Here is a 14,713-nt window from a genome sequence, read left to right as displayed (position 1 = left end):
GGTTGATTCATATATTTATGGACTCGCGGGCGCCATTTCCGCCTTGGTACTCGCAGTCGTTTTGCTAAAAACGCTATTTTCTGACTGGGATCTAAACGCACCTCTCATTTGTTTCATTAGCTTTACTTTCGGTGGATTGGCAGGCCGATTCATTGCATGGCTGAAGTGGCGTGATCTTTTGCGACTATCGAAATAGACCGGGAGCGATGAACAAACTCCAAATCCAATGTCCGCTATCGGACGCATTGGCCGACCGCTCCGGGTCGAGGCTGTGTGAAAACGCATTGATCACCTAAACTGAATTGACTCATTCAGCATGGGTGACCGGATGAAGCGATTCATAGAAGGCGAAGACCGCAAGCAGGTAACGCTATTGCCCGAATGCCTGGATGACTTCGTTGCCGAGGATAACCCGGTGAGGATCATCGAGGCGTTCGTTGAAGAGTTGGAACTGGAATCGATGGGCTTCGATGGTGTCACGCCATCAACGACAGGTCGCCCTTCCTATCACCCGGCAGTGCTGCTGAAGATATACATCTACGGCTATCTTAACCGGATTCAATCGAGCCGCCGCCTGGAGCGCGAATGTCAGCGCAATGTTGAACTGATGTGGCTCACTGGCCGCTTGATACCAGACTTCAAGACGATAGCCGACTTTCGACGGGACAACGGCACTGGTATTCGCAACGTCTGCCGCCGGTTCGTCGTTCTGTGCCGTGATCTGAAGCTCTTCTCACAGGCACTCGTTGCCATTGATGGAAGTAAGTTCAAGGCATCGAACACTCGCGACCGTAACTTCACGACGGGCAAGATCGACAAGCGGCAGCAGCAGATTGAGGAGAGCATCCAGCGTTACCTGAGTGCATTGGAAACCGCTGACCGGACGCAACCGCCCGAGCTCGAAGCGAGGACAACCCGGCTGCAGGAGAAAATTGGGCAATTGCGCGATCAAATGCATCGCCTTGAGCAGATCAGGGAAGAACTCAAGGCGCAACCGGATGGTCAGCTCTCGCTGACTGATCCCGATGCGCGCTCCATGGCGACGAGCGGCAGAGGTTCGGGCATGGTGGGCTACAACGTGCAGGTGGCCGTGGAGGCCAAACACCATCTCATAGTCGCCCACGAGGTAACGAACTCTGGCCACGACCGGGCACAACTCAGTCCGATGGCGCAAGCTGCTCGTGATTCCATGGGCGGGAAAAGATTGAAGGCCATCGCCGACCGTGGGTACTACAGCGGCCAACAGATAAAAGCCTGTTCGGATGCAGGTATTGCCGCCATTCTGCCGAAGAACCTGACATCAGGCGCCAAAGCCCATGGCCGATTCGACAGAGCAGACTTCATCTATATTGCCCGGGATGACGAATATCTTTGTCCGGCTGGACAGCGTGCGATCCACCGCTTCGCCCGTGAAGAACATGGCATGCAATTGCATCGTTACTGGAGCAGTGCCTGTCCTCGTTGCGAAATCAAATCACAATGCACCCCGAGTGATTATCGACGAATCACGCGATGGGAACATGAGTCTGTGCTGGAAGCTGCCCAGCAGAGACTGGACAGGATGCCGGATGCAATGACGGTGCGAAGGCGAACCGTTGAACACGTCTTCGGAACGTTCAAGCACTGGATGGGTTACACGCACTTCCTGACTCGCAGACTGCGCAACGTAAGCACAGAGATGAGCCTGCATGTGCTGGCTTACAACCTCAAGCGCGTGATATCAATATTGGGATTCTCGCGAACGATGAAGGCAATGCGGCTGGTGGGTGCGTGATGCACACCGAGATCGCAATCATAGACCTAGAAGCCGCTAGCATTAAGGCAACGCGGCCGCCCATCGCTCGCCACTCGACTGATTGATTGAGAGAGCGAAATGCGACTCTACGCTCGCTGCAGCAGATTCGTCGCACCTCAAACCTGCATTTCGCGTTTCCACACAGCCTCGGTCGAGAAGCGACATCAGCGTCGGGCGGTGATCGGGCACGAAGCGCAATTCGCCGTTACTGATGTTCAGACGTTCAGGCGACGGCTGCGCGCCTGCGAACGGCCGTTCGATCCGGGCGAAGCGGCAAATAGCATGTCTTGTCCACCCGACCGTCCACACGCAGATGTAGCCCCGCGCGCATGAATGTTGCGCACCTTCAGGCGACGCAACTCGTCGTGCTGCCAGGATCCAGCAACAGCTCCTGACGCCGCAGTGGTCAAATCTTTCGGAGAATTTTCGGCATTTATTCGGCACACCGTCGTGCAATCCGATGCCGCCCTACCTATGCTGGTGTTGCCAACGAAGTCGCGTATTCCGCTATCAGGCGCGATTCGTTGCAACGGGCTTCACAACTGTTCGATTGTCGATATCGACGATCTGTGTGCCAGCCCAGCGTACGCTCCCGAGCGTCATGGCCGCCTCCTATCACATCCCTCCTAAATGGGAGTGCCGGACGCCCAGAATGTCCTGATTCATAGGAAGGTGATTTGCGGTATTAAATGTGCGCCCTCCTTTGCGCACCGGGCTAACCAGCCCCAGTGGTCTCTATGGCGCAATAGAAACCGTTCACGTATGACGGATCGGCAACACGCGCCCCGACCGGTGGGCCGGGCAGCCGAGCCGCGGCCGCCATACGGATCCGCTATCCCGGAGAAGTGAAATGAAACAGACCAGAATCGCGGCGACCGTCGCCGCGGCCGTCGCCTTCGCATTCGTCGGCGCGGCCGCTCACGCGCAAACCCAAAACCCGATCGATCCGCCACAGCCCGTCGACCAGAACGCGCTGCAGGCAGTCGGCGGATCTCCCGCGCCGCAGACCGCAACGGGTGCTCCCATCGGCAAAACCCGCGATCAGGTCTATCGCGAGCTCCTTGACTCGGAACGCAATGGCGAAGCTAAGCGCATCCGGGGCCTGTACGAAGGCGCCAAATGATGCTGGCCGCGCGGGCCGTAGACGCCAATCCGTTTTTCGAGGCTGCGGATCCGGCCTATCGACCGCCGGCATAGGAATCCCAAATTGGATGCGCGCCGGCCGGGTGCCGCGGATACCGGGATAGGCTATTCCAGTAGAGCTGGAGCGAACTTTCCCACGGCTCTCTCGCGGGGTAGCCGGCTTTCATTGAGAGGGTGACATCATGAATGTAAAAACGACTTTCAACTTTTCTCAGACCATCGTAGCCAATGCCATCGTCTGCGGCATGTGCGTCCCGACGCTCGTGAGCGCTCAGGGCATACCGAAACAAGGCAGCTTCGAAGCCACATACTACGGCGTTGGCTCGGTCACGAAGAGCATGCCCATGGAGGGCGACGACGCCGTCATGTTTTTCGAGGACACCATTCTCGTCCCAAGCAATCCTTCCGTGCCCCTGTTCCAGAGCGTTTCAGCCAAATGCATCACCGTCGGCTATTCCAAGGGCGCATCGAATGGCTACTGCATTTACACGGACAAGGACGGAGATAAGTTTGTCGAATCCATCATCAAGCCGGGCCCTAGAGCGGCCGGCAAAGGAACCCTCGCGTCGGGCACCGGGAAGTACAAGGGACTAGAAGGACAGTTGGATTGGGAACTGGTCGCGTTCCTGCCCGCCGACAAAGGCAGCTATAACTACATCGGCAAGAAAACTGGCCACTATCGCATTCCGTGAATCTCGCCCTCGCAATTTATCAACTTCCGGATCGCGTGTATTCGCACGCCCGGCTCGCGAGAAGTTTGTCTCAGTCAGCATGCCTGTGACCGGCTTCTTTGGGCCCCAGAGAAAGCTCGAGCATGCGAAAGATTGCGCTAGCCTTCGTGCAATTTGCACACATCGGAGGTGGGTTAAGCTGGAGGTGCGTCTGTCTGGGGTCACGCGTTGTATCAGGCATTTTCCCCGTCAGCCAGATCGGGTTGAGTTCGCGGGGCATTATCGACGCTGCAAACATCTGCGGGTGGTCCAGTCGTTGTAGGACATACCGAGCTTGAAAGATTCATCATCGCCCCACGAGTCTCGCGGTGCGTTGAAGGCTGCACCGGCGATCATCGGTTCCGATCGGACAATCGGCCGACGAACTTCCATCCCTGATCGGCCAGCCAGACGTACGTGAAGCCCGTTGGACCATCAATGAAAACGGTTAATGGCCGTTCGGATCCTGACACCTCCTGTTTTCCCTGCGTCGATGCGGAAGCGATTCGCGCTTCGCCCTGCTTCAATGGCGCGGCTTGATCTTCAAGCGACCAACCGTCCTCGCTAACGTACGTGAGACGCGACGTACCGCCCGACGGGCTTCGTAGCGTGAGCGTAAGTAGCCGTCCGTCGACGTCCATTGGTCGGGTGCCACGGAAGTCCAGGTTCGCCGTCACCGATTCATCCGCAGCTGCGGCGACACGCTCCGTAGACGACGCAGCCAAGCCTACGCGGCATGCCGCTTCAAGCGCGATGAACACCACGAAGGCAAACGCTCCGGGTTTGATCTGAGGCATTTTCATGTTGAGCACCTCCGCGCTGCCGAGCTGAAGGGGGCGCCGGCTCCGTTAGCGGAGCCGTTTCAGTGGCAGCTATTCGTCAAATCAGCATAGGGGCGGGGGAATCGGGTCGCACGAAGGTACGCCGAATAAACGCCGAAATTATGCCGAAATGAATGACCATGGCGACGGTACATGGCAGCAGGTCCCTGCCTGACCAAGGCCGGGGCGAGTTTCGTCGTCGGTTGGAATACAAGAAGACGTGGCGCGGCGGCTTCTTCGTCGCCGTTTACCTAGTCCGTGTGGCGGCCACCAGTCGGCCGAGAGTCGCAAGACTCAAGCGTTGTTTGCCTGCGTTGAGTGCGGCCTCGCAGCGAACGCCAATCACCTCGGTGCGCTCAATGTTTGTAGCGGCGTGACACGCCGTAGTTACCTGTGGAGGGATCTCGCAGTCGGGCCACCCGCCGAAGCATGAACTCACCGAAGGTGCTCGCGCACCGTAAGAATCCTCATCCTCCAGGGCGCGAGAAGTATGTCAAACAGCAGCCGCTCGCGCCGTTCCCTTTCTTCACCGACGGAAAGCGCCTGGGCGCTTCACTGTCATCGCTGAAGAGCTGATACGCCCGCTCAATCTTTTCCCAAGCCCGTTCTTGGCGACTGAGATGCAACGCTTCCATTCGCGGCGTCCCATTGTCGTAAAGGACGTCGACGACGTCGAAGCGCGCCGTATTGCGCTCACCGAAAACATCCAGCGCGACAAACTGTCTCCTGCCGAAGAAGCCGTCGATACAGCCGAGTTGCTGCTCGAACTGCACGGCGGCGACCGCGACGTGACTGCCAAGCTCCTCGGATGGTCACGCTCGACACTGGACAGCTGCGTTGCGCTGCTGAACTGTTCGAAGGCGGTGCTCGACGCGCTGAGCGAGCGGAAAATCAACATCGCTCGACGCTAAATTGCTGGCGGCACTCTCGAAAGAGAATCAGGACGAGGTCCTGCCAGTCGTTGTTTCGGAGAAGCGCTCGGTCGCCGACGTGATGAAACTGGTCGAACAGGCATCCTGCGCGCGTGGGTCTGCCATTTTCGCGCCGGGCTTGAACAGACGAAGGCCCGTCACGCTTGTGCACGCAACGGGAGAGCCGCCGAACCACAACGGCCACGATCGCAAAGAAGGCGGAAAAGGCGCAAAACGTAGAGATATCGGCATCCATCCGCGACGCCAGCAGCTATTCTTCAGACACAGCGACTAGCGCGGCTCCGGTCGGCCCCGCGGGTCGTTGGTGGCCCATTCCGCCCCCACGCGGAGAGGGGAAATGTATGTCACGTCCCAACTTACCTCGGCCCATGCGACGCGCACCGCATCGTTGGCCGTTGAGCAGGCGCATCTGGCTAGCTGTCGGTATCACGCTCACCGGACCGCCGTTTACCCATGCTGCGCTTGCCGCGGGTGTTCTTCCGCAAGGCGGCCAGTACGTCGCCGGGGCCGGCGCCATCTCAAGTCAGGGTAACGCGCTGCTGGTCACACAGCCGGGTTCGACTCGCGGCGTAATCGACTGGGGCAGCTTCTCTGTCGGAGCCCAGAACCGCGTGAGCTTCGACAATGGCTCGGGCGCGACCTTGAACCGGGTCACGGGCGGCTCGCCGTCGACGATCCTCGGTAGACTCAGCGCAACGGGCAGTGTGTATCTGGTCAATCCGCAGGGCATCGTCGTTGGCCCGTCGGGCGTCGTCACAACGGGTGGACGGTTCGTCGCGTCGACGCTAGATGTCTGCAACTGTGCTTTCATGAAAGGCGACCCACTCACGCTGTCGGGCGATTCAAATGCGCGCGTGATCAACCTCGGCAAAATCAGTTCCAGCGGCGCCGATGTCTTCCTGATCGCGCGAGGCGCGGTCGTCAATATGGGCACGCTCAAAGCGCCGAACGGCACGGTCGAACTGGCCGCCGGCGAACAGGTGCTGTTGCAGGACTCGACCAGCAGCAAACAGGTGTTCGTGCAGACGGGCAGCCAGGGGACGGTCGTCAACAGAGGGCGCGTCGTCGCCGCGCAGATCAGCCTGCAGGCCGCCGACGGCAATGTATATGCGCTCGCCGGCGCTGGCACGCGGATCCGCGCGACGGGCACAGCGAATCGCGACGGCCATGTTTGGCTCGTCGCTGACAGCGGCCGTGTGGAGCAGTCGGGCGTGATCGCGGCCACCAACGCGGACGCCAGCGGCGGCACGGTCGACACTGACGCGGCGCAACTGGCGTTCGGCGCCAGGGCCTCCGTCCACGCGGGCGAATGGAATCTCTCGACGCCCGCGTTCACGATCGACAAATCCGCTGCACGCGCACTGCGCCGCAGCCTGAATGCGGGCACCTCTGTCGGTGTGACCACGACAGGCGCGATGAACGCGACGGGCGACATCGACATCGCATCGAACCTGAACTGGCGCGGCCCCGCTTCGCTGACGCTCGACGCTTACCGCAACGTGTCGGTCGGGAGCAACGCGACGATCGCGAACAATGGCGCGGGCAATCTGAGCTTGCGCGCCGACGCAACCGGCATCAACAACGGCGGCGGCGTCGTGAACAACGGCACGCTCGACTGGTCGAAGAGTACCGGTGCGCTGAGCGCTTTCTACGACATGAACGGCACCTACGTTGCCGGTACCCAACAGAGCAACCCGGCATGGACGCCCGTCGCATTCAGCGGCCTTGTTACGCAGCTCACCGCGTACAGGCTGGTGAACTCGCTGACCGATCTGGCGAACGTCGCCAACGATCTCACCGGTAACTACGCGCTCGGCAGGAACATCGATGCGAGCGCGACGAGCAACAGCCCCTTCTTTCCAATTGGCAACGCCAATACGCCTTTCACTGGTCAATTTGACGGACAAGGCGATTCGATCAGCTCGCTTACGCTTGCGCCGTTGGGCGGCATGTTCGGAGAAATCGGCGCCCAGGGTGTCGTGCGCAACGTAAATATTTCTGGCACGGAGAGCGTTGCTATCGGATTCGTCGGGCCCATTGGCATCCTGGCAGGCATGAACAACGGCAGCGTAGTCGGAGTGAACACGTCCGGCACGGTGATCAGCAGCGGACCCGAGGCGGCTTCTTCGCCCGACTATTCGACAGCGGGTGGGCTTGTGGGCATCAACACGGGATCGATCCTGCGTTCTTCGAGCAGCGCCGCTGTGACCGCGGGTAATGTGCTCGGCGGTCTGGTGGGCGCGAATACGGGCCTGATCAATCAGTCGTTTGCTACGGGGCCCATCGTATCGCTGAGCTATATCAATCAAGGCGGCGGCGGCCTTGTCGGTGATAACAGCGGCACGATCAACCAGTCTTATGCAACCGGCTCGACAACGCTTCAGGGCTATTGCCGAGGCGCATCCGGTACGCCGTGCGGCGGCGCCGGACTCGTCGTCACGAACGAAGGAACGATCACCCAGTCATTCGCAACCGGCCTCGTGACGCAGCCGCTCTACGAACCCATCGGCATCGCGCGGACTAATACAGGCACGATCTCGAACGATGTGTATTGGGACGTCGACACCACGGCTGCTACGATCGGCGTCAAGTACGGCGAACAGATCCCCGCAGCAAACGGGTTGACCACGGCTCAGATGAGCACGGCCGCCTCGTTCGTGGGGTATGACTTCAGTGCGCCCGGCGTGTGGGCGATGCCTGCCGGCGCGACGCATCCGGTGCTGCGCTGGCAACTGGCGCAATGACACACGCGCAGTCAGTCAGTAGGGCTGTTAACGAGCTTTCGACGCGGGACGATCTCGCCCACGAAGTTGCCAAGGCACGCGTCCAAAAAAGCTCGAACACGCCAACGTTTTCGCCTCACGAATGTCCGCTGTGCTTGGAAACGAGCCGCCCAGGTCGCACCCGGACCACTGGCTGAATTGGGTCGGGAAGACCGATTCAATTTTCCAAAAGCCGACGTTGATCCGGCACCTGTTTGTGAATGTCGCCGACCACCGTTCACGGGATCGAAGTCAGATGAGAATGGGCGAAACCGTCAGGCGAGAATCGGCCTTAAGACCAGCCACCCGTCACCATGACATCCTCCGCCGTGATCATGCGGCTGTCGTCGGCCGCGAGGAAGAGCGCCATGCGCGCGAGATCGCCGGGCTCCATTTCCTCGTCGATACACTGGCCGCGCCGTATCTCTTCGCGGCCTTCGTCGGTGAGCCACAGGTTGCGCTGTTTCTCGGTCAACACCCAGCCCGGCACGAGCGTGTTCACGCGGATCCCATACGCGCCGAGGTCCTTGGCGAGCCCGCGCGTCAGGCCCTGTACGGCCGCCTTGCTCATTGCGTAAACCGGGAACTGGCTGCTCTTGAGCATCCAGCAATGCGAGCCGAGATTAATGATCGACCCCGCGCGTGCGGCCTTCATATCCTCGACCACGGCCTGCGCTGCGAACAACTGATGCCGCACATTGACTGCAACGCCTGCATCGAACGACTCGGGCGTAACGTCGGCGAGCGCGTGGCGGCGATCGTTCGCCGCGTTGTTCACGAGCACCTCGATCGGTCCGAATGCGGCCCGCACCTCGTCGATGGCCGCGTGCAACGCGGGAATGTCGGTGACGTCGCAAGCGACGAAGAGCGGTTTATGGCGCGCGTCACCGAGCGATTTGGCAAGAGCTGTTCCCGCGTTCATGTCGATGTCGAGAAAGCCCACACGTGCGCCTTGCGCAACGAAGTGCTCAACGAACGAAGCGCCAATGCCACTCGCGCCGCCCGTGATGAGCACAACCCGGTCGACCAGGCTGGGATAGCTCGCGTAACGTGCTTGTCCAGAAGATTTTTCGATAGAAGTTGCCATTCACTTTCCGTATTGATGAATCGCGTACACCGCGATTTTTTTAATCGATCGAGCAGCACCGCGAGCAGGATCACGCCGTGCACGAGGTACTGACAGAACGCCTCGATGTTAAGCAGATCAATCACGTGGTCTTCGATGCACCGCCGTGCGACGTCGCGCTCGATGGCACGGCGGCGTTCTTTTCTGCTGCCGATGATCTGGGCGACACTTCGGAGGCGCTGCCGAACGGGAAGTGGGCCACGCTTGACCAGTTCCGGGACGTGGCCGCAATGGCCTGGTGACGCTGGACTTGGTCGTCGAGGTCGCACATCCAGGGTTCTTGAGCTTCACGTTGGCATACCCATCGCCTGCCTTGCACCAATGCGTTGGGCTGACGCGACTGCTTTTCGGCGTATTCGTCGCGCTTCATTAGCCAGTAGAACTTCTGGTTCCAGGCACCGGGTCGGCACCAGGCGGCGGCTTGGATTTTACGCCCAAATCAGGAAACGGGAAGATCGCGGTTTGGGGGAAGTACAACTCGACGGACGAATCACATGCGAACATGCTGTGCGACGACGAAACCGGCGGTGCGCCATGCAAGGTTTCTTATGCAGCCCGGCCTACAGCTGCCTTTCGGACAGGCGCAAGTTCAATGACTGCTTCCCGGGTGCAACTGCCCGCCGTACCGTCAGGTTTGCGCGTGCATCATCACCGGTGGCCGACAGTTGAACGACTTCCCGATCAACCCAGCCGTGGGCATCGCATACGTGACCACATATTGCGAAACACGATCCGCTCTCCCGGGCCTGGAGCACGACGATAATCGCGACGGCAGAACGGTGCTCGCGGGATAGCCTTTCACACCGGCAATCGCGGGTCCTTCAGCGAGCGCCTTGGGGCGTGCGCCGAGTGACTATGGATGCATCGCCGACATCAGGGCCGATGGTGGAACTTCCGGACCGCCCGACAGCGTATTTCGTACCGCAAAGCAGCTGACGGGCCGAGTTGCTAAGGCTCGTGTAGGGTGGCAGCGGCGTCCGACAGGTTTTCATGAGAGCTGTTGCGAGACACTCGCTCACCACCGCGCCAGTCTCTCCATTGCCGCCTATTACCAAAGTGATACAGCGGCAGCGAGGCTCGGAAATCATACTGGCCCCGACCTGTCCGGTTTTTCGTCCGTAACGCCGCGCCGGGGCCTGTCCTCGTGGCACAGGTTGTTAAATTTTTTGGCATCGTCTGTCGTCTATCGCGTAGGGGCACCCGGATTGCCGCAGTGCCGGCTAGACCACTATGAGGGGGTCATCATGAAGTCGCCTAACCACGCAGTTGCGAAAACTGTCGCTTACCTTTTGGTCGCATGCTCAGCATCGCTGACCGCGCCTGCTTTCGCAGGGGCGTACGTACCTTGCCGCTCCGGCAGCGGAGCGACAGAAGCGCAAAGCGGTCAATCGATGCCATTGCACCACGCCAGCGTGGTTCACAAGAAGAATGGCGGCGTCAACGGCGGCGTGCCAACCCCGTCGCAGTCCGGCAAACGCGTTCCCGGCGGCGACTCCATCGATCCCATGTATCGAGGAGGTTGATGGGCCCGAGGCGGCACTCGAAGAAGGCTGGCGCGCCGATCCGGTCTTTCCGAAGCACGCTGCGGCTGAGAGCGGTGATCGTGCTTTCGTGAGGAGGTCGTATGCGCAAGTTCAAACCGGTCGGTGCGGTCACATTCGTCGCGGTGCTGCTGGGAGTCGGTCTGGCGAATTACATCGGTCCGGCACACGCCTGGCCGCCAGAGCCGATGTTCGTCATTAACGCCGAGCCGGGGCCTTTCGTGACAACGGACGTTCTTGATTTTCTGGACATCGTCTATGTGCACCCGTATCGCCGCGGTGCCCGATAGACAACTATGAGGAGGTGCATCATGAAGTCGCTTATCCAGGCAGTTGCACTTGCGGCCGCGATCGCTGCGCCGGGCGTGTCTTTCGCGCAATCGGAGCAGCCGGTCACGCGCGCGCAGGTCAAGGCGGAGATTCTGCGGCTCGAGCAGAATGGCTATAACCCGGCCAACGCGCTCGATGCCCGGTATCCCGCGGACATTCAGGCCGCCGAAGCGAAGATCGCTGCACAGGACAGCCAGCAGCCGGCCAACAGTGACATTGGCGTCGCGACGACCAACGCCGCTGCACAGGCAAGCCAGCAGGAGGGCAGCAATGACGTTGGCGGAACGACCGTTGGCACCTCAGCTTCCGGTAGCGTCCCGCAGGTGTCGAAGCCCTCGCCATCTTCGTGCGTTGGTCCCGCAAGTTATTGCAACCTTTTCTTCGGTAATTGACCGCTGACGGGCCGCCCGACACCGCGCCGACGATCCGGGTAACGTGCCTGGATCGTCGGCGCGTCATGGCTTCACGGAGTCCGACAGCGACCAGCTCGATTCGACCCTGAACGGTCCGCAAAAAGCGGACAGCCTCCGACGCGCAGATCGCCATTCAAGCGTCGGCTTCGCACTCGGCACCAGACCGTCGCGGTTGGGATCATCCCGACAACATGTCGGCGTTTATGCGGATTTTTTCTCGTGTTGCTGACCCCACCGTCGACGCTATGAGCGACGCACGCCATGCCACCATCCAGCACGAGCGTCGCAAGGTGGTTACTGCCGCGCCGCTATCCGCACGCGCTCGCCCGCTTTGGTTCGCGCCGACGCGATGGACATGCCCAGGCCAAGCAACGCCAGGCAGACGACGGGCACGAGCATCGGAGCGCTTGCGTTGCCCGCGACCTTTCCTATGTAAGGCATCAGGTTCTGCGCGAAGAAGCCTCCGAGATTGCCAATCGAATTGATCGCCGCGATGCTGGCTGCAGCGCGGGCGCCCGTGAAGTATCGCGGGGGCAGCGACCAGAAGCATGGATAAAGCAGGGGAATGCATGCGCCGCCCAGCACGAGCGCGGCAAATTGCAGCGGCAGGCCCGGCAGCACGAGACTTAGCGCGAAGCCGATCACGCCGACGCCCGCAACCAACGCCATCGAGCGGAGCACCACACCCTCGCGTTTCAGCTTCGCGGGCAGCCACAGCAGAAGCAGCGCGGAGAGCATCCACGGAATCATGTTGAGCAGACCATTGAGCGACGAATGGGAGACGCCGCCGCTTTTCAGCAGCGTGGGCAACCAGTACGTCACGCCGTAGAGCGAGGTGGACATCAGCATGTAGCCGCACGCGAACATCAGCACGCGTTTGTCGACGAGCGCCCGCCACGGATGCCCGGCGGTCGCTTGCGCCGGCGCCTCGCGCCGCAGCGCCGCGATCATCAGGGCTTTTTCTTCGTTCGACAGGAACGGGGCGCGTTCGACGGACTCGGGCAGAAAGCGCAACGCAACGAGTGCGACGAGGACAGCAGGTATCCCGGTTGCCACGAACACCCATTGCCAGCCGGCGAGACCCAGGTTGCCGTCCAGCGACAACAGCAAGCCGCCCGCGAGTGAGCCGAGCATGTTGGCGAGCGCGCTGCCGAGCGTGAAGAAGCCGAGCATGCGTGTGCGATGACTCTGCGGAAACCAGAGCGTCAAATAGAAGATGACGCCCGGATAGAAGCCCGCTTCGGCGACACCCAGTGCGAACCGGAACACATAGAAGAGTCCCGTTGAATGTGTGAATGCCATCGCCACGGTAATGGCGCCCCAGGTTGCCATGATGCGTGCGAGCCAAAGGCGAGCGCCGAAACGATGCAGCGCAAGCGTGCTCGGCACCTCGAACAGCAGGTAGCCGATAAAGAAGAGCGACGCGCCCAGACCATATGACGCCTCCGACATTCCCAGTGCATGCACCATCTGCAGCTTGGCAAAGCCGACGTTCTGCCGGTCGATAAAGGCGATCAGGAACATCACGATCAACAGCGGCATGAGCCGCCAGGCGACCTTTTTCACGACAGCCTGCTCGGCAATCATGGTTTGGCTCACAATCAATCTCCGTTCAAAGGATTCATATATATGTTTAGGCGAATCCGTTTTCTCGACAATGAGTAGAAACCCGCTTTGGCTAGATTTCATGGCACATTTAGGGTTATCACTGATCTGCGGTTAGCCTTGTTCATGAAATCATATAGATGAATTGAACGGAGACTACGATGCCTGCCGATGACCGGTTGCCCCGTTACCAGCGTTTGCGCGACGAAATGGTCGCTCTGATCGCGGCTCGCCATTGGCGGCCGGGTGAAGCGATCCCTACCGAGCAGGCGCTCGCCAAAAGCTACGACGTGGCGGTCGGGACGGTCCGTAAGGCTGTCGATCTGCTCGTCGCGGAAGGCCTGCTGGAACGCTTTCAGGGCAGAGGGACGTTCGTGCGCCGCGCGAGCTTCGACAGCTCCCTGTTTCGTTTCTTCCGTTTCCAGACACGGCAAGGCGAACGACGCATTCCGGAGAGCCGCATCTTGCGACGCGAGGTCGTCGATGCGCCGTCGGCTGTCGCCGCGATCTTGCAGATTTCGAGTAGCGCGCGTGTGATCCAGATGACTCGCCTGCGGCTGATCGACGGCGTGCCGATGCTCGCTGAAGAAATCTGGCTGCCCTATGTCCGGTTTGCGGCGTTTGCGCAGATGGACCTGAATGAAGTCGGTGACCTGCTGTACCCCGTGTACGAGGCGCAATGCAATCAGGTCGTGGCGTCTGCCACGGAAACTCTGACAGTCGAAGCCATTGGCCCGTTGCATGCACGGCTGTTACGCATCGAGCCGGGCACGCCCGCCGTCGTCATCGAGCGTCTTGCATACGGCTACGACAGACAGCCGCTCGAATGGCGCCGCTCACGCGGGCCTGCCAGCGAATTCATCTATCAGGCCGAGATCCGCTAGCGATCGCGCGCCGTCACAAACAAGTTGTTCCCACCCAGGAACGACGACCTGGGAGACAGCAATGTTCAAGTGGTTCAGCCAGATTTCAGGGAATGAACGTCGGACGTTCTGGGCGTGCTTCGGCGGATGGGCGCTTGATTCGCTCGATGTGCAGATGTTCAGCCTCGTGATTCCGGCGATCATCGCCGAGTGGTCGATCAGCCGCACGCAAGCGGGGCTCGTCAGCGGCGTCACGCTGGTGGCGTCGGCGCTGGGTGGCTGGATCGCGGGCATGATGTCGGACCGGCTGGGGCGCGTAAAGACGCTGCAATGGACCGTCGCGTGTTTTTCCGTGTTCACGTTCCTGTGCGCGTTCGCGCAGAACTATCCACAGTTCCTCGTGCTGAAGACACTGCAGGGGTTCGGCTTCGGCGGAGAATGGGCGGCGGGCGCCGTGCTGATGGCCGAGACCATCCGCAGTGAGCATCGCGGCAAGGCGATGGGCAGCGTGCAGAGCGCATGGGCGGTCGGCTGGGGTGCAGCGGGACATTGCTCGCAAAGCCAATTTGCCGCCTGATACATTTTCTGGATTGCTGCAGCATATGCAGACAGACGTCAATTCAGGCCATTCTGATCTCTTGGAGACTTGGCTCCAAGAGATCAGAATATTAC

Annotated in this window: 13 protein-coding genes and 1 pseudogene; 11 read left to right on the top strand and 3 right to left on the bottom strand. The window is 60.4% G+C overall.

Annotated features, from left to right (window positions below):
* The first annotated feature begins 328 nt into the window (after positions 1-328).
* The 3 genes from ACLFKU_RS37405 to ACLFKU_RS37395 all read left to right on the top strand — a co-directional run bounded on the left by ACLFKU_RS37405 (position 329) and on the right by ACLFKU_RS37395 (position 3,630).
* Entirely contained in the window at positions 329-1,774 is a 1,446-nt protein-coding gene (locus ACLFKU_RS37405; protein ID WP_410852540.1) for an IS1182 family transposase, read from the top strand.
* Positions 1,775-2,645: 871 nt separating this feature from the next.
* Positions 2,646-2,918, top strand: coding sequence for a hypothetical protein (locus ACLFKU_RS37400; RefSeq protein WP_410852527.1), 273 nt, complete (start codon positions 2,646-2,648; stop codon positions 2,916-2,918).
* Between the two features lie 202 nt (positions 2,919-3,120).
* Positions 3,121-3,630, top strand: a complete 510-nt coding sequence (locus ACLFKU_RS37395) for a hypothetical protein (RefSeq protein ID WP_368585018.1) — start codon at positions 3,121-3,123, stop codon at positions 3,628-3,630.
* A 371-nt stretch (positions 3,631-4,001) separates the two neighbouring features.
* Here ACLFKU_RS37395 and ACLFKU_RS37390 read toward each other — a convergent pair whose 3' ends face one another.
* Complete coding sequence (locus ACLFKU_RS37390) at positions 4,002-4,451, bottom strand: hypothetical protein (RefSeq protein WP_410852526.1); 450 nt, start codon at positions 4,449-4,451, stop codon at positions 4,002-4,004.
* 638 nt (positions 4,452-5,089) lie between these two features.
* On the opposite strand from ACLFKU_RS37390, the gene ACLFKU_RS37385 reads away from it, so the two are divergent.
* The 3 genes from ACLFKU_RS37385 (at position 5,090) to ACLFKU_RS37375 (ending at position 8,145) form a co-directional block, all read left to right on the top strand.
* Entirely contained in the window at positions 5,090-5,380 is a 291-nt protein-coding gene (locus tag ACLFKU_RS37385) for a hypothetical protein (RefSeq protein WP_410852525.1), read from the top strand.
* A 1-nt stretch (position 5,381) separates the two neighbouring features.
* A complete protein-coding gene (locus tag ACLFKU_RS37380) occupies positions 5,382-5,675 on the top strand; it encodes a hypothetical protein (RefSeq protein WP_368585023.1) in 294 nt (97 codons plus the stop codon).
* A gap of 67 nt (positions 5,676-5,742) precedes the next feature.
* Entirely contained in the window at positions 5,743-8,145 is a 2,403-nt protein-coding gene (locus ACLFKU_RS37375; protein WP_410852524.1) for a filamentous hemagglutinin N-terminal domain-containing protein, read from the top strand.
* Positions 8,146-8,455: 310 nt separating this feature from the next.
* Here the strand turns inward: ACLFKU_RS37375 and ACLFKU_RS37370 are convergent, their stop codons facing one another.
* Positions 8,456-9,250: an SDR family NAD(P)-dependent oxidoreductase gene (locus ACLFKU_RS37370; RefSeq protein ID WP_368585025.1), complete on the bottom strand. Its 795-nt coding sequence runs from the start codon at positions 9,248-9,250 to the stop codon at positions 8,456-8,458.
* A gap of 77 nt (positions 9,251-9,327) precedes the next feature.
* Here ACLFKU_RS37370 and ACLFKU_RS37365 point away from each other — a divergent pair, with 77 nt between their 5' ends.
* From ACLFKU_RS37365 to ACLFKU_RS37355, 3 genes are all read left to right on the top strand, one after another.
* Positions 9,328-9,531, top strand: coding sequence for a hypothetical protein (locus tag ACLFKU_RS37365; RefSeq protein ID WP_410842530.1), 204 nt, complete (start codon positions 9,328-9,330; stop codon positions 9,529-9,531).
* A 1,382-nt stretch (positions 9,532-10,913) separates the two neighbouring features.
* On the top strand, positions 10,914-11,120 hold the full coding sequence (locus ACLFKU_RS37360) for a hypothetical protein (RefSeq protein ID WP_410852523.1): 207 nt from the start codon (positions 10,914-10,916) through the stop codon (positions 11,118-11,120).
* 21 nt (positions 11,121-11,141) lie between these two features.
* Positions 11,142-11,552 carry a DUF4148 domain-containing protein gene (locus ACLFKU_RS37355; RefSeq protein ID WP_410852522.1) on the top strand — a complete coding sequence of 137 codons (411 nt, stop codon included), beginning with the start codon at positions 11,142-11,144 and terminating at the stop codon, positions 11,550-11,552.
* 315 nt (positions 11,553-11,867) lie between these two features.
* On the opposite strand, the gene ACLFKU_RS37350 is transcribed toward ACLFKU_RS37355, so the two are convergent.
* A complete protein-coding gene (locus ACLFKU_RS37350) occupies positions 11,868-13,160 on the bottom strand; it encodes an MFS transporter (RefSeq protein WP_410842533.1) in 1,293 nt (430 codons plus the stop codon).
* A 179-nt stretch (positions 13,161-13,339) separates the two neighbouring features.
* Here ACLFKU_RS37350 and ACLFKU_RS37345 point away from each other — a divergent pair, with 179 nt between their 5' ends.
* Together ACLFKU_RS37345 and ACLFKU_RS37340 are read left to right on the top strand one after the other, a co-directional pair.
* Positions 13,340-14,062: a GntR family transcriptional regulator gene (locus ACLFKU_RS37345; RefSeq protein WP_008922347.1), complete on the top strand. Its 723-nt coding sequence runs from the start codon at positions 13,340-13,342 to the stop codon at positions 14,060-14,062.
* A 61-nt stretch (positions 14,063-14,123) separates the two neighbouring features.
* Positions 14,124-14,585 (top strand): annotated as a pseudogene (locus tag ACLFKU_RS37340) (MFS transporter); the annotation flags it as partial.
* Positions 14,586-14,713: the final 128 nt, after the last annotated feature.

The sequence above is a fragment of the Paraburkholderia sp. EG304 genome (assembly GCF_046543485.1).
GTDB classification, from domain to species: domain Bacteria; phylum Pseudomonadota; class Gammaproteobacteria; order Burkholderiales; family Burkholderiaceae; genus Paraburkholderia; species Paraburkholderia youngii.
Note: the sequence above shows the minus strand (reverse complement) of the source record. Positions and strands in the feature narration are given on the sequence as shown.